At 71.2% G+C, this 22,277-nt stretch carries 19 protein-coding genes; 6 read left to right on the top strand and 13 right to left on the bottom strand.

From position 1 onward, the window contains the following. Window positions 1-60: 60 nt before the first annotated feature. The 4 genes from lacZ to ABD269_RS23785 all read right to left on the bottom strand — a co-directional run bounded on the left by lacZ (window position 61) and on the right by ABD269_RS23785 (window position 6,175). Window positions 61-3,168 (bottom strand): beta-galactosidase, LacZ type, encoded by a 3,108-nt coding sequence (lacZ, locus tag ABD269_RS23800; RefSeq protein ID WP_344120840.1) that lies wholly within the window; start codon window positions 3,166-3,168, stop codon window positions 61-63. A 3-nt stretch (window positions 3,169-3,171) separates the two neighbouring features. Beyond that, complete coding sequence (locus tag ABD269_RS23795) at window positions 3,172-3,873, bottom strand: LutC/YkgG family protein (RefSeq protein WP_344120839.1); 702 nt, start codon at window positions 3,871-3,873, stop codon at window positions 3,172-3,174. Then, window positions 3,870-5,318, bottom strand: a complete 1,449-nt coding sequence (locus tag ABD269_RS23790; protein WP_344122027.1) for a lactate utilization protein B — start codon at window positions 5,316-5,318, stop codon at window positions 3,870-3,872. The genes ABD269_RS23795 and ABD269_RS23790 overlap by 4 nt, the downstream gene beginning before the upstream one ends. A gap of 104 nt (window positions 5,319-5,422) precedes the next feature. Beyond that, window positions 5,423-6,175, bottom strand: coding sequence for a (Fe-S)-binding protein (locus tag ABD269_RS23785; RefSeq protein WP_344120838.1), 753 nt, complete (start codon window positions 6,173-6,175; stop codon window positions 5,423-5,425). A gap of 170 nt (window positions 6,176-6,345) precedes the next feature. Here ABD269_RS23785 and ABD269_RS23780 point away from each other — a divergent pair, with 170 nt between their 5' ends. Then, a complete protein-coding gene (locus ABD269_RS23780) occupies window positions 6,346-6,771 on the top strand; it encodes a YjbQ family protein (RefSeq protein ID WP_116215012.1) in 426 nt (141 codons plus the stop codon). Window positions 6,772-6,926: 155 nt separating this feature from the next. Here ABD269_RS23780 and ABD269_RS23775 read toward each other — a convergent pair whose 3' ends face one another. From ABD269_RS23775 to ABD269_RS23765, 3 genes are all read right to left on the bottom strand, one after another. Continuing rightward, window positions 6,927-7,853, bottom strand: coding sequence for a D-alanyl-D-alanine carboxypeptidase family protein (locus ABD269_RS23775; protein WP_344120806.1), 927 nt, complete (start codon window positions 7,851-7,853; stop codon window positions 6,927-6,929). A 100-nt stretch (window positions 7,854-7,953) separates the two neighbouring features. After that, window positions 7,954-8,442: an Lrp/AsnC family transcriptional regulator gene (locus ABD269_RS23770; RefSeq protein ID WP_301890993.1), complete on the bottom strand. Its 489-nt coding sequence runs from the start codon at window positions 8,440-8,442 to the stop codon at window positions 7,954-7,956. A 119-nt stretch (window positions 8,443-8,561) separates the two neighbouring features. Continuing rightward, window positions 8,562-10,064, bottom strand: coding sequence for an FUSC family protein (locus tag ABD269_RS23765; RefSeq protein ID WP_344122025.1), 1,503 nt, complete (start codon window positions 10,062-10,064; stop codon window positions 8,562-8,564). Between the two features lie 277 nt (window positions 10,065-10,341). Between ABD269_RS23765 and ABD269_RS23760 the strand changes: the two genes are divergently transcribed. Further along, a complete protein-coding gene (locus ABD269_RS23760; protein WP_344120804.1) occupies window positions 10,342-11,421 on the top strand; it encodes a lactonase family protein in 1,080 nt (359 codons plus the stop codon). A gap of 159 nt (window positions 11,422-11,580) precedes the next feature. Here ABD269_RS23760 and ABD269_RS23755 read toward each other — a convergent pair whose 3' ends face one another. The 3 genes from ABD269_RS23755 to ABD269_RS23745 form a co-directional block, all read right to left on the bottom strand. After that, window positions 11,581-12,522 (bottom strand): sirohydrochlorin chelatase, encoded by a 942-nt coding sequence (locus ABD269_RS23755; RefSeq protein WP_301890991.1) that lies wholly within the window; start codon window positions 12,520-12,522, stop codon window positions 11,581-11,583. A 106-nt stretch (window positions 12,523-12,628) separates the two neighbouring features. Next, a complete protein-coding gene (locus ABD269_RS23750) occupies window positions 12,629-13,654 on the bottom strand; it encodes an N-acetylglucosamine kinase (protein ID WP_344120801.1) in 1,026 nt (341 codons plus the stop codon). Window positions 13,655-13,667: 13 nt separating this feature from the next. Beyond that, window positions 13,668-14,345 (bottom strand): uracil-DNA glycosylase, encoded by a 678-nt coding sequence (locus tag ABD269_RS23745; RefSeq protein WP_301890989.1) that lies wholly within the window; start codon window positions 14,343-14,345, stop codon window positions 13,668-13,670. 234 nt (window positions 14,346-14,579) lie between these two features. Between ABD269_RS23745 and ABD269_RS23740 the strand changes: the two genes are divergently transcribed. Then, a complete protein-coding gene (locus ABD269_RS23740; protein ID WP_344120798.1) occupies window positions 14,580-15,677 on the top strand; it encodes an NADH:flavin oxidoreductase/NADH oxidase in 1,098 nt (365 codons plus the stop codon). Between the two features lie 91 nt (window positions 15,678-15,768). Here the strand turns inward: ABD269_RS23740 and ABD269_RS23735 are convergent, their stop codons facing one another. Beyond that, on the bottom strand, window positions 15,769-16,902 hold the full coding sequence (locus ABD269_RS23735) for a L,D-transpeptidase family protein (RefSeq protein ID WP_301890987.1): 1,134 nt from the start codon (window positions 16,900-16,902) through the stop codon (window positions 15,769-15,771). 375 nt (window positions 16,903-17,277) lie between these two features. Between ABD269_RS23735 and ABD269_RS23730 the strand changes: the two genes are divergently transcribed. After that, window positions 17,278-17,640 carry an ArsR/SmtB family transcription factor gene (locus ABD269_RS23730; protein ID WP_301890986.1) on the top strand — a complete coding sequence of 121 codons (363 nt, stop codon included), beginning with the start codon at window positions 17,278-17,280 and terminating at the stop codon, window positions 17,638-17,640. A gap of 21 nt (window positions 17,641-17,661) precedes the next feature. On the opposite strand, the gene ABD269_RS23725 is transcribed toward ABD269_RS23730, so the two are convergent. After that, window positions 17,662-19,011 carry an FAD-dependent oxidoreductase gene (locus ABD269_RS23725; RefSeq protein ID WP_344120795.1) on the bottom strand — a complete coding sequence of 450 codons (1,350 nt, stop codon included), beginning with the start codon at window positions 19,009-19,011 and terminating at the stop codon, window positions 17,662-17,664. Window positions 19,012-19,208: 197 nt separating this feature from the next. On the opposite strand from ABD269_RS23725, the gene ABD269_RS23720 reads away from it, so the two are divergent. Together ABD269_RS23720 and ABD269_RS23715 are read left to right on the top strand one after the other, a co-directional pair. Further along, window positions 19,209-19,766 (top strand): PadR family transcriptional regulator, encoded by a 558-nt coding sequence (locus tag ABD269_RS23720; protein ID WP_344120793.1) that lies wholly within the window; start codon window positions 19,209-19,211, stop codon window positions 19,764-19,766. Between the two features lie 54 nt (window positions 19,767-19,820). Beyond that, on the top strand, window positions 19,821-21,542 hold the full coding sequence (locus ABD269_RS23715) for an acyl-CoA dehydrogenase family protein (protein ID WP_344120791.1): 1,722 nt from the start codon (window positions 19,821-19,823) through the stop codon (window positions 21,540-21,542). A 68-nt stretch (window positions 21,543-21,610) separates the two neighbouring features. Here the strand turns inward: ABD269_RS23715 and ABD269_RS23710 are convergent, their stop codons facing one another. Beyond that, complete coding sequence (locus ABD269_RS23710) at window positions 21,611-22,216, bottom strand: isochorismatase family protein (protein ID WP_344120789.1); 606 nt, start codon at window positions 22,214-22,216, stop codon at window positions 21,611-21,613. Window positions 22,217-22,277 lie beyond the last annotated feature (61 nt).

The raw sequence follows: 22,277 nt of genomic DNA, 5'->3' as shown, positions 1-22,277 counted from the left end.
ATGGACTTCGAAGAGCAGCACAGTGTCGGGGAGTTCCACGTCGGGGAGTTCCACAGTCGTTCAGGGGGCAGGCCGCAGCCGGTAGGCGTAGCTGTACTGGCGGTCGGCATGCAGCAGATGGCGCTCCAGCGGCGCCGCCCCCCAGGAGTCGTTGCCGCCCACTCCCATCTGCCGGTGATTGACACCCAGGAATGTCTCGCCGCGTGGCTCGAGCTCGTGCGGGTGGCCGGGCCCGTCCGCATCGAAGGGTGTCCAAGGCAGGGCGCTGATCTCCAACCACCCCGCTGCGCCCCCTGGTTCGGCCAGCACGGTCAGCCCGCTTCCGTCCGGCCCTGTGAGCGAGACACTGCGGACGTCCGTCACATTGCCGCTCTCCTGCGGACGGGCGTACGGCATGGTGGGCGCGTCCAAGAAGCGGTCGTAGCGACCGACGAAGGATCCGGTGGACCGGTCCTGATAGTTCTCCTGCGGCCCCCGCCCGTACCAGCTGAGCGCCCGATAGGCGGCCGGCACGGTCAACAGGGCGCCCACCAGCGGCAGGTCCGGAAGGTCCTGGCCGGGAAGCAGGGTGTGGCGTACGTGGACCTCGCCGTCCCCGCGCACGGTGAAGACGGTCGTCCAATGGGACACGGCGGGAGCCGTCGGAAGGGTCGCCGTGACGGTGAGGACAACCTCTCCGGATGCGGTCCGGGCGACCTCGACACCGGTGACGGTGCGATTGACACCCGCGTCGCGCCAGGTGCGCGACATGACCTGGAAGCCCCGCCCGATGTCGTTGTCGGTCGGCGCGCGCCAGAAGTTGGGCACGGGTCCGCCGGACAGGAGTGGTCGGCCGCCGTGGCAGTAGGTGGTGAGCGTTCCGGTGGACCTGTCCAGGACCAGGTCGAATTGCGGGCCCGTGACCGTGATGGTCTGCGCGGTCCGTGCGACGGAGAGGCCCTGAACGGGAACCGGGCTGACGGGGGAGGATGCCGGGGTGCCCCAGGGCAGGGCGAATTGCTCGGCGGCGACGACATGGCCCGCCGCGGCCCAGGATGTTGCGGTGTGGAGGGCGAAGGAGACGTTCAACCAGTACTCGGCGCCGGGCGCCGAGTGCTGCGGTGGCTTCAACGGAAGCTGCACGGCGGCGGTTTCACCTGGTCCCGCTTGTGGCGGGGCAAGGGTTCCGTGCTGGACCCGGACCCCGTCACAGGTGACCTCCCACACCAGCTCGTATCCCCGGAGGTCGGTGAAGAGTTGACGGTTGTCGACCCGCACGACTCCGTTGCCGAGATCCCCGGCGGACATGCGTACCGGCTGATAGACCTTCTTGACCTCTTGAAGAGCGGGCCGTGGGGCGCGGTCGGCGTCGACGAGGCCGTTGCAGCAGAAGTTGCCGTCCGACGGGTACCCCGGTTTCCAGTCACCGCCGTAGGAAAGGTAGTTGCCCCCGAGATCCCCGGGGAGCGGGAGTCGGACGGCCTGATCGGCGAAGTCCCAGATGAACCCGCCGTGCAGCAGGGGATGGGCGTCGATGACGTCCCAGTACTCCTTGAGATTCCCCGTGCTGTTGCCCATCGAGTGGGCGTACTCGCACAAGATATACGGCTTGGCTCCGCCGGACCGCCCGTAGGCCTCGACGGCGTCGGGTGTGGCATACATCCGGGACTCGATGTCCGCGACCTCGTTCATGCCCTCGTAGTGCACGGGACGGGACGGATCACGGTCGTGCACCCAGTCGGCCATGGCCCGGAAGGTGTCGCCCCGGCCGGCTTCGTTGCCCAGCGACCAGACCACGACGCAGGGGTGGTTCTTGTCCCGCTCGACGAGACTGCGGACCCGGTCGAGGCAGGCGGCCGCCCACTCGGGACGGCTCGTCGGCACCGTCTCCCGTACGTCGTGCGTCTCCAGGTTGGCCTCGTCGATCACATAGAGGCCGTATGCGTCGCACAGCTCGAGCCAGCGTGGATCATTGGGGTAGTGGGAGGTACGGACGGCGTTGATGTTGTGCTGTTTCATGATGAGGATGTCCTGCACCATGCGGTGCGGGGGGACCGCCTGCCCGTGATCCGGATCGGATTCGTGCCGGTTCACCCCGCGGAAGACGAGCGGTTTGCCGTTGATCGTGAGTTCGCCCCGCGCGCAGGAGACGGTACGGAAACCGACGCGAGCGCGGTGGACTTCGAGAATGCGGCCCTCCGTATCGGCCAGCTCGACCGTGACGTCATAGAGGTTCGGCGCCTCGGCGGACCACAGCGACGGCCGTGGAACGTGGGCACCGACCTCGACCACCGCTTCCCCGGTGGCGGCGTCGAACCGAGCGGTGCCGGTACGGGAGAGGACAAGGGCGCCCTCCGCGTCGTGCAGGCCGACATGGACGAGGTGGTAGGCCGGGGCGGCTGCCGACCCGGCCCGCAGGGTCACCTGTGCCACCAGGTCGGCGTCGCGGAAGCCACCGTCGAGTTCGGTGCGGACGAAGAGGTCGTGCACATGGACCTGGGGCACGGAGAGGAGGTGGACATCGCGGAAGATCCCGGACAGGTCGATCATGTCCTGGTCCTCCAGCCAACTGCCGTTGGACCAGCGGTAGACCTCGACCGCCAGGGTGTTCTCCTCCTCGCCCCGGCCCGTTCGCAGATAGGGGCTGAGGTCGAACTCGGCAGGGGAATAGCTGTCCTCGCTGTAGCCGACGAGCTCGCCGTTCACCCAGACGAAGAACGCGGACTTGACGCCCTGGAAGGAGATCAGGATCCGGCGCCCGTGCCACTCGTCGGGGACGGTGAAGGTGCGCCGGTAGGAACCCACCGGGTTGAAGCCGGTCGGCGCGTGCGGGGGAGTGGGCTGCTCGTATCCCGTCCAGGGGTAGCGGACGTTGAAGTAGGTCGGCTCGGGGTAGCCCTGCATCTCCCAGTTGCCGGGTACCGCGATGCGGTCCCAGCCGGTGTCGTCGAAATCAGGGTCCCAGAAGTCCACAGGACGTTCCGCCGGGTTCCTGGACCAGGCGAAGCGCCACTCGCCGTTGAGCGAGCGGTAGTACGGCGACTCGGCGGGCCCGGAGGAGGAGAGAGCGGACCGCACATCGGTGAAGGGGACGAGCGGGCTACGGGCGGGTTCCCTGTTCATCTGGAAGACCTCAGGGGAAGCACCGGTGACGACGGCGGCGCGGGGGTCCGGGCGTGGTGCGCGCATGCGTCAACTCCGAACGTCGAAGGGGTACGCGGAGGCGGGCCGAGCATTTCCCGCCACGAGGATCACTTCCAACGTACGCGGACCGTGGACTCCCTCGACCCGGTCCAGCTCGATGTCACTGGTCGCGGAAGGGCCCGAGATCCAGGTCAGCGGACGGTCCGGCGCCAGGCGGAGCAGGGCCTGGGGCACGGAGTCCACGACCTGGTCCGCGATCCGCACCACGCACAGGTGGTGGTCGGGTACGAGCGAGATGCTGCGGCGCCCCTGGTCAGGGCCCGCGTCGAGGACGACCGTGCCGGTCTCGGCGATGGCCAGCGCACAACCGGTGACGACGCTGTCGATCGCGTCCAGTTCGCCCGGCGACAGCGTGGCGGATGCGGAGTCGGTCACGAAGTCCACCGGTGCCTCGGCGAGCCAGCCGTCCGGCAGCCCGGTCGGCACGACCACACGCCGTGCGCCCCGGGCGGCCAGCAGACGCGAAAGGAGCGCGGGCAGACCGGCCGCGTCCGAGCGGTGCACGAGGGCGCGATAGTCCGTCAGGTTCCGGGCGAGCAGATCGACGGACTCGGTGGGTGTGCGCTGCCCGTGCGTGGACAGATAGTCGCGCGCCACGGGATGACCTTCCGGGAGCTCGTCGCGCGGCACGTCCGCCAGCGCGCGCCGCACACGTCCGAGGATCCGTTCCCTGCTCGCGGCGGTGCTCATGTCGTGTCCCCTCGCGTACGGGCCCACCAGTCCCGGAAGGATTCAGCCGGTACGTCGGGCAGCTCCCGGGTGTCCGTCCAGGCCCGGCCCGGGCCCGGCAGCCGACCGGGGTGGAGTCCACGGGTGCGGGACAGGAGCCGTTGGCCGTGGCGCAGCGCACCCGGGTGGTCGAACGTCCAGCGGGCGGCCCGCATCATGGCGCGCTCGGCCCGGTGCTTCCTGGCCGGCTTGATGACGGTCCGTGTTCCGCGCAGGGTCACCGTGCCTCCTTCCACGACCCGTTCACGAAGGTGGACCAGGACCTCCGGAATGTCGATGGCCACCGGGCACACCTCGAAACAGGCGCCGCACAGCGACGAGGCATACGGAAGGGACTCCTCCAGCGGGGAGGCGAGACCGCGCAGCTGGGGAGTGAGGATCGCACCGATCGGGCCGGGGTACGGCGAGCCGTACGCATGGCCTCCGGCCCGCTCGTACACGGGGCAGACATTCAGGCAGGCCGAGCAGCGGATGCAGCGCAGCGCCTGGCGGCCGACCTGGTCCGCGAGGGTGTCCGTGCGGCCGTTGTCGAGCAGCACGAGGTGGAAGGAGCGCGGACCGTCACCGTCGGTGGTGCCTGTCCACATCGACGTGTACGGGTTCATCCGCTCTGCCGTCGAGGAGCGGGGCAGAGTCTGGAGGAAGACCTCCAGATCCCGCCACGTCGGCACGATCTTCTCGATACCGACGACCGAGATCAGCGTTTCCGGGAGGGTCAGGCACATCCGGCCGTTGCCCTCGGACTCGACGACCACCAGGGTGCCGGTCTCGGCGACCATGAAGTTCGCCCCGGAGACACCGACCTTGGCGCGCAGGAACTTCTCCCGCAGATGCACCCGTGCCGCCTCGGCGAGATCGGCGGGCCGGTCGCTCAGCCCCTCGGGGGCCGGGCGTCCCCAGCCCGCCATGCGGTCGCGGAAGATATCGCGGATCTCGCCGCGGTTGCGGTGGATCGCGGGGACCAGAATATGCGAGGGGAGGTCGTCGCCGAGCTGGACGATCAGTTCGGCGAGGTCGGTCTCGTAGGCGTGGATCCCGGCCTGTTCCAGAGCCTCGTTGAGACCGATCTCCTGGGTGGTCATCGACTTGACCTTCACGACTTCGGTCTCACCGGTGGCCCGCACCAGCTCCGTGACGATGCGGTTCGCCTCCGCGGCGTCGGCCGCCCAGTGCACCGTGCCGCCCGCGCGGGTCACGGACTCCTCCAACTGCACGAGGTAGTGGTCGAGATGGCGCAAGGTCCGGTCCTTGATCGCGGCTCCGGCGCCGCGCAGCCGGTCCCAGTCGGCCAGTTCCGCGACCGCCTGGGCGCGTTTGGCACGGATGGTGTGTGTCGCGTGGCGGAGATTGGAGCGCAGCCGGCTGTCACGGGTCGAGACGGCCGCGGCCTCGGGGAAGGCCGGCATGCCCAGGTAGGCGGCGCGGTGAGGCAGGTTCAGGGGGCTATCGTCGGCCCGGTCCGACGCCTTGTCCGTCGCACTGCCCACGTGACCACTCCTGCGACTGCTGCTCACTGGAGGTCGCCCTCCTCGCCGGCGAGTATCTCCGCGATGTGGATGGGACGCACGGCCGAACCCTCACGGGAGAGGATGCCGCCGATGTGCATCAGACAGGAGTTGTCGACCGCGCACACGGCCTGCGCGCCGGTCGCGGTGGCGGCGCGTGCCTTGTCGCTGCCCATCGCAGTGGACACGGCGGGGTTCTTCACCGCGAAGGTGCCGCCGAAACCACAGCATTCCTCCGCTCCTGCCAACTCCCGCAGTTCGAGCCCCTTCACCTGCTCCAGGAGGCGTCGGGGGCGGTCGCCGAGGCCCAGCACCCGAAGCCCATGGCAGGTGGGGTGGTAGGTGACGGTATGCGGGAAGCAGGCGCCGACGTCCGTCACGCCGAGGACATCCACGAGGAATTCTGTCAGCTCATAGGTTTTGGCCACCGCGTCGGCCGCTACTTCGGACAGCTCGTCGCCCCGCCCCTCGGCGGCGGCCTTCGCCGCGAGCCGGGGGTAGTTGTCACGGACCATGGCGGCGCAGGAGCCCGACGGGGTGACCACATAGTCATGGTCGCGGAAGGCGGCGCCGTAGCGGCGCATCAGCGGCTCGGTCTCGTGGCGGTAGCCCGTGTTGAAGAGCGGCTGGCCGCAGCAGCTCTGCTCCATGGGGAAGTCGACCCGCACTCCGAGCCGTTCCAGCAGGGTGACGACCGCCTGGCCCGTGCGCGGGTAGAGCGTGTCGTTGACGCAGGTGACGAACAGCCCTACGCGCATGTTCTCCTCCCGGCTGTCGGCCTGATCATCCGGCGCCTCATACTGCCGCAGCGGGCGACCGCTGTGAAGGACCGGCATGCACCGGGCGACCGCCCGGATCCGTGGTTGCCGCGGGCGCCCGTGGATGGGGCGGCAGCGGGGTTTGCCGACATTCCGCTTGAATGTGGGGCATGGCTGATACCACCTTCACTTCCCGCACAATCGGCATCACGACCGGTTCCACACAGACCGTGTACGACCTCACGGAGGAGTGCGCCGCCTTCTTGCGCGAGGTCGCTCCCGGGCGTGACGGACTGCTGAATGTCTTTACACCGCACGCGACCGCCGGTCTGGCCGTCATCGAGACCGGCTCGGGCAGCGACCACGACCTGCTGGCGGCTCTCGGTGACCTTCTCCCCGCCGACGACCGCTGGCGGCACCGTCACGGCACCCCCGGGCACGGCCGGGACCACGTCCTGCCCGCGCTGGTCCCGCCGCACGCCACGCTGCCCGTGGTCGACGGCGAACTGGAGCTGGGGACCTGGCAGTCGGTCGTCCTGGTGGACACGAACGTGGACAACCCGGACCGGAAGGTCCGCCTGTCGTTCCTCGGCTGACAGCGGCTGATCGCGCTCGGCGGGGTTCGCGCCGCTCTCGCCGGAGCCGGCGCCCCGCAGCCCCCGTGTCCTCACAACGATGGCCCTACCAGGCGATCCTGGTAGGGCCTTGGCGCATGGCCGGAAGGCTCATCCGCAGTCGCTCAGCGGGGCACTCAGTCCTGCTGGGCCGACTCCGGGAGCTGGCGCAGCTTGACGCTGGTCTTGGTCCGGTAGGCCCAGTCCAGCATCTTCACCGCGTCCGGGTAGCGGTCGGCGGCGTCGTTGAGGATGACGCCCACCACGGTCCGTCCGTCGCGCTTGGCGGCGAACACCAGGCACGGACCGGCCGCGGTGCCGGTGCCGGTCTTGATGCCGATCGCGCCCTTGTACGAGCCGAGCAGCTTGTTCGTGTTGTCCCAGTAGTAGGTCCGCTTGACGTTCGCGGCCGTCTGCTGGGTGCTGGTCGTCTTCACGACCGTGCTGAACGTGCTGTTGCCGATCGCGTGCCGGGCGAGCTGCGCCGAGTCGCGGGGCGTCGTGTAGTTGGCCCCGGCCTGCGATATGCCGTCGAAGGAGTCGTACTTGGTGTTCTTCATGCCAAGGTCGGACGCCTTCTTGTTCATCTTCGCGATGAACGAGTGCGTGCGCTCCGCCTCGGTGCTGCCGCTGCCGAAGGTGTCGGCAAGGGCGTACGCCGCGTCGCACCCCGAGGGCAGCAACAGGCCGTACAGCAACTGCCGCACGGTCATCTTGTCGCCCGTGCGCAGATCGGCGGTGCTCGCGCCGTTCCGCGCCACGTAGTCGCGGTAGGACTGCTTGATGGTGACCTTCTTGTCGAGGTCGACCCCGCGCGTGTCCAGCACGACCGTCGCGGTCATCACCTTGGTGGTGCTGGCCATCTGCCGTTTGGTGTCGGCATCCTTGCTCCACAGCTGGCGGTTGCTGCCGCTGTCGAGCAGGAACGCACCCTTGGCGCCGGTCACCGACGGGCCGCTCGAGGCCTCAGCGGTCGTCGCCGGGAGCGCGACGGCGACCGCCGCGGCCGACGCGATCAGCGCCGCGCCCCACCGGCGTGCCGGTCTTTCCCCACATCGCTCCATACATGCCTCTGTTTCTCGCGTGTTGAGTAGAGCGAGCAGATAATCGCACCTACTTCTTCACGGTGAGAAACGGGGCCGGACTTTCGCCGGGACGGCCCGTTTACGACCCTCGCCGATCCGCCGCCGCGCGCCCCACCGCGTCCACCAGCGGCACCACGCGATACGGCACCCGCTCGCGCAGCACGACCTCCGTGCGTGTGCGCACGACACCCGGGAACTGGACCAGCCGCTGGATGACGTCCTCCAGATGCCCGGCGTCCCGTGCGACGACCCGTGCCATCAGGTCACCCCCACCGGTTATCGAGAACGCCTCGACGATCTCCGGTACGTCCACGAGCGCGGTGGCGACCGTGTCCAGATGCCCCTGGGTGACCTCGATATGGACGAAGGCCAGCATGGGGTGGCCGAGCGCGGCGGGGGACAGGCGCGGGCCGGTGGCGGTGATCACGCCGTCGCGCTCCAGCCGGTCGAGCCGCGCCTGGAGCGTGCCGCGCGCGATGCCCAGCACGCGCGCGTACTCCCGCACGCTCGTACGCGGCTGCTCCAGCAGCAGCCGCAGGATCTTCGCGTCCAGCGTGTCCACGGCCATCGGCCGACGACCTCCCTGTGGTCGTAGTTCCTGGCCGGTAACAGTACCAATGGCCCAGCCTCACATGACGTCAAGTGCCGGGCCGTGCAATCGAGGTCAGGACATTCCGGGCCGGATGATCACGCCCCGGCCAGCGGTGAACGCGGGCTGCTCAGCACCGGCGCGGCCAATTCGGAGAGAGCCTTCTCCAGGTCGTGCAGATGCGCCAGGGCGCGCTCGGCGCCCGGGTGGTGCTGCGGCGCGGGGGCGCCGAACTCGACCGCGGTGGCAGGTGCCTCCGGCGCCGGCAGAAGAGCGTGCAGCGCGGTCTCGACCCGCTGGCAGGCGGCGGTCAGCCGGGCGTCGTGCGACGCGTCCGGATCGGCGGCCACCGCCGCGAGGCCACGTGCCTGGTGGACGCAGTCGTCGAGGGACAGCATGACCTGCCGGGCGCGCTGCTTACGGGCCCGGAGCGGGCTGAGCGGGTGCAGCAGCGGCGCGAGGGAAGCGCGCACCTTGGCGAGGAGGAGTTCGAGCTCGGCGACGTGCGGTGTGGGGTCGGCCGAGGCGTCGCCGGCCAGCCGGCGCGCCGATTCCGCCGTGCAGTGGCGTACGGCCAGCACAGCGCGCCGGATCCAGGCGTCGGTGGAAGCGTGCGTGGTGATGGGCAGGATCACGACGACGGCGATCGCGGCCCCGAAGGCGCCCACGAGGGTCTGCTCGAAGCGCAGCGCCAGCAGACCGGGGTGGAGCACGCCCAGCAGCCCGTACAGCAGGCTGGCCATGACGGTGACGAAGAACATCATCCAGCTGTACGACAGCGGGGCGGTGTAGAAGATTCCGAAGACGCAGACGGCGACGAGCACGGCGGTGGGCGCGGGCGCGCCGCCCAGGGGCACGGCGACGAGCAGTCCCATGCTGATGCCCGCCAGGGTGCCGACGACGCGTCGGAAGCCGCGGACCAGGGTCTCGCCCCGCGAGGCGGTGTTGACGAAGATCCACCAGGCGGTGCCGACCGCCCAGTACCAGCGCTCGTCCGAGACGAGCTGTCCGACGCCCAGGGCGAGCGCGCAGGCGAAAGTGTTCTGCAACGCCTGACGGGTGGTGGGGCGGGCGAGCCCGCGGGCCGTCAGGGGAGCCGGCCCCGCGGGCGGGGGAGTGCGACGCTCGATGCACCACAAGCCGAAGCGGACGAGAGCGGCGACGGCCACGGACAGGGCCACGGCCGCGTAGAGCCGAGGGAGCTGCGCGGGAACGGCGTGCAGGAACTGGGCCATGAAGAAGGTCATGAACCCGAAGGTCCCCAGGGCGTGACCGCGCGGGCCCCAGCGGCGGGCGTACACCCCGGCGCACACCACGGCGAGGAACGCGGCGTCGCGCATCAGGGGGTGTCCGTGCAGCACCGTCGCCAGGGCGAGCACGGGGAAGCCCACGACGGGCAGCAGCGCGGTGGTGACGGCCTGGCCGCGGACCTCGGTGTCGGCGACCGTGAAGAGTGCGAGCAGCGCGGCGAGGCCGCCGGCGACGGCCGCGGTGAGCGAGTGCGTGGCCAGCTCGGAGACGGCCACGGCCGACCCGATGCCCAGGACGGCGCGGGCCGAGATGCGCAGCCGCAGCCGACCCGGGTCCGGAGCGACGAACATCCTCTTCAGCAACTCTTCCGGCTCCCTCTGCGCACAAAACAAAAAGGCGCCGCGAGATCCGCAGCGCCATCGACAGGATCATCAAAGCATCCAGGGGCCTGATGGCTCAAGAGAAGGCGTGAAAACTGTGCCATTGGTATAGCGCTGTGAGTGTGGAGTGCGCCATGGAGGACCAACGGACCAGACCCGGTGCCCGCAGAGGCCTGACCTCGGGCTTGTCGGTGCCTCCGTGTAGCGTCGGGCACACAGAGTGGTTCGGTGGGGGAGGGGCGGCACGGTGACCAGCAGCGAGCAGCACAGCCGACGGGGACGGTTCGCATACGTCGGCTCGTTCACGGAGGCGGGCGGGCCGGGCCTGACGGTCGCCGAGGTCGACGCCCGCACGGGCGCGCTCACACCGGTGCACGCGGCCGACGCCGTCGCCAACCCGTCCTTCCTCGCACTCTCGCCCGGGGCGGATGTGCTCTACGCGGTGAGCGAGACCGACGAGGGCGCCGCCGTCGCCTTCTCCCTGGCCGACCCCGCCCGGCCCGAGCCGCTCGGTGCGCCCGTCCCCGTGCGCGGTGAGGCGCCCACGCACCTCGTCTTCGCCGGCACGCACCTGTTCACCGCCAACTACGGTTCGGGCAGCGTCAGCGCCCTTCCGGTCCGCAGGGGCGGAGCGCTCGGCATGCCGTCCGCCGTCCTGCCGCACCGGGGCTCGGGTCCGCTGGCCGACCGGCAGCAGGGTCCGCACGCGCACGCCGTCGTGCCCGACCCCTCCGGGCGGCTGCTGCTCGCCGTGGACCTCGGCACGGATTCCGTGTGGGTCTACGCACTCGACCCGGCGACCGGTCTGCCGCGCCCGCACCGCGAGGTGCGCCTCCGGCCCGGGACCGGCCCCCGGCACCTGGTCTTCCACCCGCGGGGCGACCGGGCGTACGTCGTCAACGAGCTGGAGCCGACCGTCACCGTATGCCGCTGGGACGCGACGGAAGGCTCCCTGGAGCCGACCGGCGAGACGCGTGTCCTCCTGCCGGGCACGGGCACGGGTGCGGGCGCGGGTGCCGCCACCTACCCGTCGGAGGCCGTCGTCTCCGCCGACGGGCGGTTCCTGTGGGTTGCCAACCGTGGCCACGACAGCATCACCACCCTCGCCCTCGACGCGTCCGGCGACATCCTCGGGATCCGCGCCTCCACCCCCTGCGGCGGCCACTGGCCGCGCGACCTGACCCTGCACCCCGGGGGCCGCCACCTCTACGCCGCCAATGAGCGGTCGGGCGACGTCACCTGGTTCACGATCGACCCCGACACGGGCATACCGAGCCCCGCGGGCTCACTCGCCGTGCCCGCCGCGTCCTGCGTGATCTTCTCCTGAAACGGCCGGAGGGGCTCCCGCGGTGCGGGAAGCCCCTCTCCGGGCGCCGGTCGGCTCCGGCTGCGATCTCCTACGGCTGTATCGCCGGGTGTGCGGCACATGACGGCAGCGTTCGCCCTGCCGGGCACATGCGTTCGAGGATCCGTACGGGATGAGCCGTCAGCGGACCGGTGCGCCCTGGAGCGACGGCTGCGTCGACAGACCCAGCACGGCCGCGTACTTGGCCAGGGCCAGCTTGCCGATCGCCGGGTAGGCGCCCAGCGGCTCGGCCGCGGCACAGGACACCTCGCGCGCGGCCTCGGCCGCGAGTCCCTCGGCCACCTCGGGGCCGACGATGCACGGGGCGAGCGCCAGGTTCCGGGAGCCGGACGAGCGCAGCTGCTCCGCGGCCCGGGCGATGGCGCCCTCTTCGTCCAGCGCCGCCGCCAGCACGGGCACGGCGAGGCGTGCCGACAGCAGCATGCCGGTGATGCCAGCCGCCTGTACGGCCTCCTCGCCGCCGACGGTCGCCAGGATGATGCCGTCCGCCGCAGTTGCAACTGTGAACAGGCGTGCGCGGTCGGCGCGGGCCAGCCCGGCCTCCGAGAGACGCACGTGCAGGGCCTCGGCGAGCAGCGGGTGGGGGCCCAGCGTGTCGGTGAGCTCGGTGACGGAACCGCTGTTCATCACCGCTTGGCGTATGCGGCGCAGGAGCGCGCTGTCCGGGCCCGCCAGCAGCGGCACGGCCACGGCCGTGGGATAGCGGTCCCAGGAATCGGCTCCGTCCGCCTCGGGGCCGCCCTGGGCTTCGCCGGCGCGAGCGGCCCGCTGGGCGGACGCGTGGGCCAGGACCGACTCCAGCGACGGGTAACCGACGTCGCTGCCGTCGGCGTCCACATAGCCGACGCGCGCGTCGAGCCCGGGGAGCTCGGAGCGGGCGATGCTGAGGGTCTCCTCGGCGAGCCGGCGGGTGGCGAGGTCGGGCGTCCCCGGTACGGCGAGGACGAGCGGCGGCGCGCCCGTCGGCGCGGCCGCCGGTTCCGGCCGCCGGTGCCGTCCGGGCTGGCGGGGACGCGGCATTCGTACAGGCAGGCCAGGCGCGGGCCCTGTGGGGGAGCTCATGGCGCCGCATGTTAGCCGTTCATCGCACCGGACCGTTCGGGCGGGGGCGTTTCAGCGCCGTCTGTCCGGATTTATTCGTCCAGACATACGGTCCACGCAGAGTCGTTCAGCAAATGATACGCAACATCGCGGGGTCCGTCGGCAATCGCAGACTGTCCGTCACCAAGGCTCCTGCCACGCGCAATGCGCCGTCGAGCGGCGTGCCCGCGGCGTCGACGAGTTGCGCATGAGGCAGTTGCGATTGCAATTCTTCGTGCAGTGGTGCGAGCAGCGGGTCACCCATGCGAAACAGTCCGCCCGTGAGTGCGACCTCATACATCACATCCGTCGCCTGCGGCCCCGCTGTTCCTGCCGGTGGGCAGGCCATTCGGCCGGAATCCGGCCGGTCGCGCGGGCAGACCGCGGCGGCGGCCTCGGCGATGTGCCGGGCCGCCTCGCGAAGGATCCGGGCGGCGACGGGATCGGCTGGAGCGCACCGCGCGACCTCGGGTGCGAACGAGGCGAGGACGGCGGGCCGGTCCGGCCGGGGGTACAGCGCGGCGGGCAGATCCGCTGCCGGGCCGAAGACCGCGGTCGCCCGGGCCAGCAAGGCGCCCGACCCACCGGCCCGCCCGTCGTGCGCGCGCAGCGCCGCTTCGAGTCCGGCGCGGCCGATCCACGCGCCGCTGCCGCTGTCGCCGAGCAGATGGCCCCAGCCGTCCGCGCGGCGCCAACCGCCCTGCGGGGTCAGGTCGGTGCCGAGCGCGATCAATCCGGTGCCCGCGGCCACCACGGCCCCCGGACGCTGCCCGAGGGCGCCCGCGTACGCGGTGACCGCGTCCGAGGCGAGCGCCAGGCGGCGCACGCCGAGGGCCTCGCGCAGGGCGTCGGGCAGTGCGGCACGGAGGCCGGCCCCCAGGGCGGCCATTCCGGCGGCGCCCACGCAGACGGCCTCGCAGCGCTGCGCACCGGCGCGGGCGAGCAGGTCCCCGGCGGCGGGCAGGACGAGGTCGAGGAGGCGTCGGGCGTCGACCCCCGCCGGGGCCGGGGAGGTCCAGGTCAGCGGCGAGCCCGTGCCGTCCGCGGGAGCCAGGGCGACCCGGATCCCCGAACCGCCCGAGTCGACCCCCAGGACGTGGCCCGCCGCCGTCACCGGCCCGGCCGGGTCACGGAATCTGCCAGTCCACCGGGGCCGCCCCCTGGCGGGCCAGCAGCTCGTTCGCCCGGCTGAACGGCCGGGAACCGAAGAAGCCGCGATCGGCCGACATGGGGGAGGGGTGCGCGGACTCGACGGACGGCACACTGCCCAGCAGCGGCCGCAGATTGCGCGCGTCACGGCCCCACAGGATCGCCACCAGCGGGCCGCCACGGGCGACGAGCGCGCGGATCGCCTGCTCGGTGACCTCCTCCCAGCCCTTGCCCCGGTGCGCGGCGGGCTTGCGCGGGGCGGTGGTCAGGGCCCTGTTGAGCAGCAGGACGCCCTGCCGGGTCCACGGCGTGAGGTCGCCGTTGGACGGGCGGGGCAGGCCCAGGTCGGTGTGCATCTCGCGGTATATGTTCTCCAGGCTGCCGGGCAGCGGGCGCACTTCGGGCGCGACCGAGAAGCTCAGGCCCACGGCATGGCCGGGTGTCGGATAGGGATCCTGACCGACGATCAGCACCCTTACGTCGTCGAAGGGTTGCTGGAAAGCGCGCAGCACATTCGCCCCGGAGGGCAGATACGTACGGCCCGCGGCGATCTCGGCGCGCAGGAAGTCGCCCATCGAGGCGATGCGCCCGGCCACCGGTTCCAGTGCCTTGGCCCAGCCAGGTTCGACGATCTCATTCAAAGGTCGTGCAGCCACGGGGCGTCACTCTACTGGCTCAGTGTGTGCCCGTACGAACGCGTCCGGCTCATGGACGGGTTCCGGCCGCGCCCGGTGTCCCCCGAACGGGTGGGCGTCGTACGCGCGACCCGCCGCCGGGTGCCGATCGCGGAGCCTTGTACGAAGGGTGTCGTAATTCGATGATTCTCGTAGTACGGTGTTTCTCGTACCAGTCGCAGCGCGTCGGCTGCACCGGCGGAAACGGAGTCTTTGATGAGTGCCCTCTTCGAGCCCCTCACCCTGCGCTCGCTGACCATCCCCAACCGGATCTGGATGGCGCCCATGTGCCAGTACAGCGCGGCCGACCACGGCCCCGACATGGGCGTGCCGACCGACTGGCACTTCGCCCACCTGGCGGCCCGTGCCGTCGGCGGCGTGGGGCTGATCCTCACCGAGGCCACGGCCGTCTCCCCCGAGGGGCGTATCTCGCCCGTCGACCTGGGGCTGTGGAACGACCGGCAGGTGGAGGCGTTCCGGCGCATCACCTCCTTCCTGGAGGCGAACGGTGCCGTTCCGGGTGTCCAACTCGCCCACGCGGGGCGGAAGGCGTCGACCGACCGCCCGTGGCGCGGCGGCGGCCCCGTCGGCCCGGAGGCGCACGGCTGGACGACCGTCGCCCCCTCCCCGCTGCCGTTCGCGGAGGGCTACCCCACGCCGCACGAGGTGACCACCGACGACATCGGGCGCGTGGTCCGCGACTTCGCCGCCGCCGCGCAGCGGGCGCTCGCGGCCGGATTCAAGGTCGTCGAGATCCACGGCGCCCACGGCTATCTCATCAACGAGTTCCTGTCCCCGCACAGCAACCACCGCACCGACGAGTACGGCGGCTCCTTCGAGAACCGCACCCGTCTCGCGCTGGAGATCGTGGACGCGGTGCGCGCCGTGTGGCCCGAGGAACTGCCGTTGTTCTTCCGGATCTCCGCCACGGACTGGCTGACGGAGAACCCGCAGGACGCGCGCGAGGGCTGGACCGCCGACGACACCGTGCGCTTCGCGAAGGAGCTCGCCGCGCACGGCGTGGACCTCCTCGACACCTCCACCGGCGGCAACGCGCCGGACGCCACCATTCCCACCGCGCCCGGCTACCAGGTCCCCTTCGCCGCCAGGGTGCATGACGAGACCGGTCTGCCCGTGGCCGCGGTCGGTCTGATCACCGACGCCCACCAGGCGGAGGAGGTCGTCTCCTCGGGCCGTGCGGACGCGGTGCTCCTCGGCCGCGAGCTGCTCCGCAACCCCTACTGGCCGCTGCAGGCCGCCGCCGCTCTGGGGCTCCCGCCGCGCCGGCCCGCCCAGTACGGCAGGGCGGCCTGACGGCCATAAAGAAAGGGCCGGGGCCGTGGGAGACATTCCTCCCGCGGCCCCCGGCCCTTCCCGTGTGGCTACGGACGGCCCGGGGCGACGGCTACTTCAGCGCGCTGCGCTTCTGCCACTGGTCCCACGTCTCCTGCCAGACCTCCAGGCCGTTGCCGACGTCGGTCACCTTGGTGCTGGTGGTGTTCTTGACCTCGACGGTCGAGCCTATGGGCAGGAAGTCGTAGACCCGCTTGGCGTCGCTGGTGGTCATGCCGAAGCAGCCGTGGCTGTTGTTCTCCACGCCGACCGACTGGTTCCAGGGCGCCGAGTGCAGGAAGGTGCCGGACGCGGTCAGGTGGGTGACCCACTTCGAGTCCAGCATCCACTCGTTGCCGTGGCCGATGGTGGACGAGTCCATGGTCTCGTCCGCGTTCTTGCTGCGTACGGTGTGGACACCGCCGCGCGTGGGGTCCACGGGGGAGCCCGCGGAGCCCTTGATGTCCCCGACGGGCTTGCCATTCTCGTACATCGTGAGGGTGTGGCTGGGGACGTCGATGACGGCCTTGTGGTCGGCGCCTATGGAGAAGCCGAACTCGTAGTTCTTCGCGAACCAGCCGCCCTCGCCGGAGTCGATGCCGGAGAGGTTGCCGTTGACGGAGACCTTGGTCCCGGAGGGCCAGTAGTCCTTGGGGCGCCAGTCGATCCGGTCCTGGCCCGACCAGTCCTTCACCCAGCCCCAGGCGCCCTCCACCTTCGGCTGCGTGGTGACCTTCAGGGACTTCTCGATCTCGGCGCGCTTGCTCTTGTCCACCGGATTGTCGAAGAGGATCGAGACCGGCATACCCGTGCCGACGGTCTGCCCGTTGCCCGGCGTGTTGGTGAGCTTGTTGACCTTCGGCGCCTGCTGCGTGGTGAAGGTGGAGGTCGAGGAGGACTCCTTGCCCTTGCCGTCCTTGCCGCCCTTCGCCGTGGAGTTCACGGTGTAGGTGGTCTGCGGGCCGACCTTGCCCTCCGAGGTCCAGGAGGAGCCGTCGGCGGTCAGCTGCCCCGCGACCTTGTGCCCCTTGTCGTCCTTGACCTCCACACCGGTCAGCCGTCCGCCGTCGGCCTTCACCGATATGGGAGAGCCGAGCTGCACCTCCTTGCCCTCGGCCGGGGTGACGGTGATCCGGGCCTCGGACCCGGCATCGGCGCCGGAGCCGCCGGACCCCCCGGAGCAGGCGCTGAGCACCAGGGAACCCATGAGGGCGGATGCCAACAGGACGGAGCGACGGCCCGATCCGACGTGCACGTGAGTCGACCTTTCTCTTATCAGCAGAGCGAGCGGCGGGCCACGGCCGCGTCGTCCGAACCGGTCGACAGCACCCCCCGCCACACTTCTAGAGATGATCGGCACGCATGTACGGTTGCGCGAAAAAAGGAAACATTTGTACGGCTCATCGATCGGGTGGGCCGGTTTGGGTGGTCACCGCACCCGGGCGGGCTCTGTCGCGAGCCGAAGCTCGTACGATGCCTCTCGTACTAGGGGCGGTGTCGAAGTACGATGGATCTCGTACACCGGCTCACGGTGGCGCCTTCGCGGGCCCTCCGAAGCCTTTGCCGACCTGAAGGAGCAGCCGTGCAGACGCAGACCCGGCCCCCGTCCACAGGCCGTTCGCTCGAGCACCCCGAACGGGACGAGATCCGTCTGGAAAGCGTGCTGCACGCACTCTCCGACCCCGTACGGCTGAGGATCTTCCGCAGCCTCGCCGACGCCGAGGACGAGCTGTCCTGTTCGGTGTTCGAGCTGCCGGTCAGCAAGTCCACCACCACGCACCACTTCCGCGTGCTGCGGGAGAGCGGCGTGATCCGCCAGATCTACCGCGGCACCGCGAAGATGAGCGCCCTGCGCCGCGACGACCTCGAAGCCCTCTTCCCCGGGCTGCTCGACGCCCTCCTCGCGTCGGCCGCCCACCAGGCGGACCGGCTCGCGAACGGCTGAGCCGCGCGGACGCCGGGACGCTCAGCCGCGGGCGCGGGCCGCGGCCAGCAGCCCGTCCCAGTCCGGGATCTTCACCGGACCGCGGCCGAGCCGGCGGCCGAGCGCGGACTCGGCCGCCTCGATCCCGAGCCAGCCCGGCCACTCCACCAACTCCCGGACCGTCGCGCGCAGAGCGGAACGCGCGTCCTCGACGGGACGGCGCGCCCTCAGCGCCTCGGCGTCGGCCAGCAGCGAGCCGACCGTCTCCTTGGCGCACGAACGATTGGTGCCGATCACCCCGGTCGGCCCGCGCTTGATCCACCCCGCGACGTACTCACCGGGCGACGGGGCCCCGTCGCGCAGCACCCTGCCCTGCGCGTGCGGCACGGTCCCGCGCTCGCCGTCGAAGGGCAGCCCCGCGATCGGCACCCCTCGGTAACCCACCGACCGCAGCACCAACTGCGCCTCGATCTCCTCGAACCGGCCCGTGCCCGCCACGCCGCCACGCCCGTCCGGCGCGGTCCTCTCGAAGCGCACCGCGCGCACCGCGCCGTCCCCGAGCAGCGCGACCGGGCGCAGGAAGAACCGCAGGTGGATCCGGCGCGCACGCCCCAGCAGCGGCGCCTCTCCCCAGCCCCGCAGGACGTCGACGTTGCGCCGGACGGCCGACGGCAGGCCGGACGGGTCCGCCCACGCGGGATCCAGCGCCGCCTCGTCGGACCGCACGAGAGCCTCGGCGCCCGGCAGCGCCCCCAGCTCGCGCAGCTCCTTGGTGGTGAACTTCGCCTGGGAGGGCCCGCGCCGGCCCACCATGTGGACGTCCCGCACGCGGCTGTCGGCGAGCGCGGCCAGGGCGGTGTCCGGTACGTCGGTGGGCCGAAGCTCGTCGGCGCCGCGCGCCAGCACCCGGGCCACGTCGACCGCCACATTGCCGACCCCGATGACGACCGCGGAGCGCGCGCCGAGGCCGAAGCCGCCGGGCGCGGCATCCGGGTGGGCGCTGTACCAGGAGACGAACTCCGTGGCCGAGAAGCTGCCGGGCAGATCCTCGCCCGGAATGCCGAGCCTGCGGTCGGTCGCGGCACCGACGCAGTAGACCACCGCGTGATAGAGCTCCAGAAGCCGACGCGGCGTCAGGCCGCCCGGCCCGTCACCGACCGGGACGTTGCCCAGGAAGGCGATGGCCGGGTGCTCCAGGGCCGTGCGCAGCGTGCTCTGGAGCGACTTGATCTTCTCGTGGTCGGGCGCCACCCCGTAGCGCACCAGCCCGTACGGACAGGGCAGCCGGTCCAGGACGTCCACCGTCACTCCGGGGACGTCCTGTTGCTGCACCAGCGCCTGGGCGGTGTAGACCCCGCTCGGTCCCGACCCGACGACTGCGACGCGAAGCACGGTGGGCCCCTTCCCGCGGGCTGTCCCCGCAGACGTCCCGCAGATGCGTCAAGGATGACACCGGGAGAGGGGATGCGGCAGAGGCACCGGAGGCCGCGGCGAGTCGGCGGGCGGCGCGGCCCCGGCCCGGGTGAGCCGTGTCTCACCCGGGTGGTGCCACTTGTATATGAAACGAGTTGCATAGCAGGATTCGGGGTATGGCGCTCGAGCACGCGATCCTCGTCTCCCTGCTGGAGAAGCCGGGCTCCGGCTATGAGCTGGCCCGGCGGTTCGAACGGTCCATCGGCTATTTCTGGACCGCCACCCATCAGCAGATCTACCGCGTCCTCAAGCGGATGGAGGCCGACGGCCGGCTCGACGTCCGCGAGGTGCCGCAGCAGGGCCGGCCGGACAAGAAGGAGTACTCCGTCGCCTCCCCCGGCCGGGAAGCACTGTCCCAGTGGCTGCACGAGCCGATCGAACCCGAGAGCGTCCGCCACGACCTCGCCGTGAAGATCCGCGGCGCGGCCTTCGACGACCCGGCCGCGCTGATCCGCGAGGTCGAACGACACCACCGCGCGCACACCGACCGGCTCGCGCACTACCTCGCGGGCGAGCTGCGCGACTTCACCGGGGCCGAGGCCCACCGGACGCCCGACGCCGGGCGGGAGCTGCAGCACGTCGTGCTGCGCGGCGGCATCGCGTACGAACGGATGACGCTCGCCTGGCTCGACGACGTGCTCGCCACCCTGCACCGGATCCGTTCCGAGCGCTGATCCCCACAACGTCCACCGCCACCTTCGACCGTCAAGCCGGAAAGGCGAACATCCATGGCCGACCAGCTTCTGTTCAACCCGCGCACCTACGACCCGGCGCACTTCGACCCCGAGACGCGCAGGCTGCTGCGCGCCACCGTCGACTGGTTCGAGGAGCGCGGCAAGCGCAAGCTGATCGAGGACTACCGCTCCCGCACCTGGCTGGCGGACTTCCTCGCGTTCTCGCAGAAGGAGGGGCTCTTCGCGACCTTCCTCACCCCGGCCGCCGCAGCCGACGGGCAGCAGGACAAGCGCTGGGACACCGCCCGGATCGCCGCGCTCAACGAGATCTTCGGCTTCTACGGGCTCGACTACTGGTACGCGTGGCAGGTCACCATCCTCGGCCTCGGCCCGGTCTGGCAGAGCGACAACGCCGCCGCCCGCGCCCGCGCGGCGGAACTCCTCGCCCAGGGCGAGGTGTTCGCCTTCGGCCTGTCCGAGAAGAGCCACGGCGCCGACATCTACTCCACCGACATGCTGCTGGAGCCCGACGGCAACGGCGGCTTCCGGGCCAGCGGTTCCAAGTACTACATAGGCAACGGCAACGCCGCCGGGCTCGTCTCGGTCTTCGGCCGCCGCACCGACGTCGAGGGCCCCGAGGGCTATGTCTTCTTCGCCGCCGACAGCCGCCACCCGGCGTACCACCTGGTGAAGAACGTCGTGGACTCCTCGAAGTACGTCAGTGAGTTCCGCCTGGAGAACTACCCGGTCGGTCCGGACGACGTCCTGCACACCGGCCGCGCCGCCTTCGACGCCGCCCTCAACACCGTCAACGTCGGCAAGTTCAACCTCTGCACGGCCTCGATCGGCATCTGCGAGCACGCGATGTACGAAGCCGTCACCCACGCGCACAACCGCATCCTCTACGGCCGCCCCGTCACCGCCTTCCCGCACGTGCGCCGCGAGCTGACCGACGCGTACGTCCGCCTCGTCGGGATGAAGCTGTTCAGCGACCGCGCCGTCGACTACTTCCGCTCCGCCGGTCCCGACGACCGCCGCTACCTCCTCTTCAACCCCATGACGAAGATGAAGGTGACCACGGAGGGCGAGAAGGTCATCGACCTGATGTGGGACGTCATCGCGGCCAAGGGCTTCGAGAAGGACACCTACTTCGCCCAGGCCGCCACCGAGATCCGCGGCCTGCCGAAGCTGGAGGGCACGGTCCACGTCAACCTCGCGCTGATCCTCAAGTTCATGCGCAACCACCTGCTGGACCCCGCCGAGTACGCGCCGGTGCCGACCCGCCTCGACGCGGCCGACGACGCGTTCCTCTTCCGGCAGGGACCGGCCCGCGGCCTGGGGTCCGTACGCTTCCACGACTGGCGCACCGCCTACGACGCGTACGCCGCCGTGCCCAACGTCGGCCGGTTCCGCGAGCAGGCGGACGCGCTGTGCGAGTTCGTCACCACCGCTGCCCCCGACGAGAGGCAGAGCCGCGACCTCGACCTCCTGCTCGCCGTCGGCCAGCTGTTCGCGCTCGTCGTGCACGGCCAGCTGATCCTGGAGCAGGCGCGCCTGACGGGACTCGAGGAGGACGTGCTCGACGAGCTGTTCGCCGTCCTCGTCCGTGACTTCTCCGCGCACGCCGTGGAGCTGTACGGCAAGGACTCCGCCACCGCGGAGCAGCAGGGTTGGGCGCTGGGCGCGGTCCGCCGCCCGGTCGTCGACGACGCCCGCTCGGCGCGCGTCTGGGAGCGCGTCGAGGCGCTGGCCGGCGCGTACGAGATGGCGCAGTGACAAACAGGGCTGCTGCCGCCGGTGTTCACCCGGCGGCAGCGGCCCCGGCGGCCTGACGACACGGATCGTCAGCCGCGGACCAGGTCGTTCACCGTGGGGGCCACGGTGCCGAACAGGTCCGTGACGGTCGTCAGGCTCGCCGCCTGGAGCGCGGCGGCGGGCAGGAGGGTGCCGTCGGGGGCGACGAGCGAGCGGGTGGCGGTGGCCTCGGCGACGACGGTGGGGCGGTAGCCGAGGTTGAAGGCGCCCTGGGCGGTGAAGGTGACGCACATGTGGGTCATGAAGCCGGCCAGGACCAGGTCCGGCCCGGCGCCGAGTTCCCGCAGGGTCTCCTCCAGCACGGTGTCGTGGAAGGAGTCGGGGAAGCGCTTGACCACGACGCGCTCGCCCTCGGCGGGGGCGACCTCGTCGCAGACGGCCCCGATCCGGGCGCGGATGTCGTAAGGGGTGCCCTCGCCGCCGTCGTTGACGATGTGGACCACGGGAGTGCCCGCGGCGCGGGCCGCGGCGAGCAGACGGGCGGCGGCGGTGAGAGCCGCCTCGGCGCCGTCCAGCTCCATCACGCCGGTGCGGTAGGTGTTCTGGAAGTCGATCATGATCAGGGTCGCATCGGCCAGGCGGGGCAGCCGGCCGTCGAGGCCGATCACGTCGCGCAGGGTCGTGGAAGCGGTCATCAGAGAATTTCCTTTCCGAGAGGGATGCGGGCATGGCGAAGCCGCGCGGCGGCGCTCGCCT

This window comes from Streptomyces blastmyceticus (genome assembly GCF_039521185.1).
GTDB classification, from domain to species: Bacteria; Actinomycetota; Actinomycetes; order Streptomycetales; family Streptomycetaceae; genus Streptomyces; species Streptomyces blastmyceticus.
This window is presented reverse-complemented; position numbering and strand designations above follow the sequence as displayed.

Excerpts from the sequence above, each read along its gene's own strand:
- lacZ (WP_344120840.1), bottom strand. The coding sequence starts at position 3,168 with ATGCGCGCACCACGCCCGGACCCCCGCGCCGCCGTCGTCACCGGTGCT.
- ABD269_RS23795 (WP_344120839.1), bottom strand. The coding sequence starts at position 3,873 with ATGAGCACCGCCGCGAGCAGGGAACGGATCCTCGGACGTGTGCGGCGC.
- ABD269_RS23790 (WP_344122027.1), bottom strand. The coding sequence starts at position 5,318 with ATGCCGGCCTTCCCCGAGGCCGCGGCCGTCTCGACCCGTGACAGCCGG.
- ABD269_RS23785 (WP_344120838.1), bottom strand. The coding sequence starts at position 6,175 with ATGCGCGTAGGGCTGTTCGTCACCTGCGTCAACGACACGCTCTACCCG.
- ABD269_RS23780 (WP_116215012.1), top strand. The coding sequence starts at position 6,346 with ATGGCTGATACCACCTTCACTTCCCGCACAATCGGCATCACGACCGGT.
- ABD269_RS23775 (WP_344120806.1), bottom strand. The coding sequence starts at position 7,853 with ATGGAGCGATGTGGGGAAAGACCGGCACGCCGGTGGGGCGCGGCGCTG.
- ABD269_RS23770 (WP_301890993.1), bottom strand. The coding sequence starts at position 8,442 with ATGGCCGTGGACACGCTGGACGCGAAGATCCTGCGGCTGCTGCTGGAG.
- ABD269_RS23765 (WP_344122025.1), bottom strand. The coding sequence starts at position 10,064 with ATGTTCGTCGCTCCGGACCCGGGTCGGCTGCGGCTGCGCATCTCGGCC.
- ABD269_RS23755 (WP_301890991.1), bottom strand. The coding sequence starts at position 12,522 with ATGAGCTCCCCCACAGGGCCCGCGCCTGGCCTGCCTGTACGAATGCCG.
- ABD269_RS23740 (WP_344120798.1), top strand. The coding sequence starts at position 14,580 with ATGAGTGCCCTCTTCGAGCCCCTCACCCTGCGCTCGCTGACCATCCCC.
- ABD269_RS23735 (WP_301890987.1), bottom strand. The coding sequence starts at position 16,902 with ATGGGTTCCCTGGTGCTCAGCGCCTGCTCCGGGGGGTCCGGCGGCTCC.
- ABD269_RS23720 (WP_344120793.1), top strand. The coding sequence starts at position 19,209 with ATGGCGCTCGAGCACGCGATCCTCGTCTCCCTGCTGGAGAAGCCGGGC.
- ABD269_RS23715 (WP_344120791.1), top strand. The coding sequence starts at position 19,821 with ATGGCCGACCAGCTTCTGTTCAACCCGCGCACCTACGACCCGGCGCAC.
- ABD269_RS23710 (WP_344120789.1), bottom strand. The coding sequence starts at position 22,216 with ATGACCGCTTCCACGACCCTGCGCGACGTGATCGGCCTCGACGGCCGG.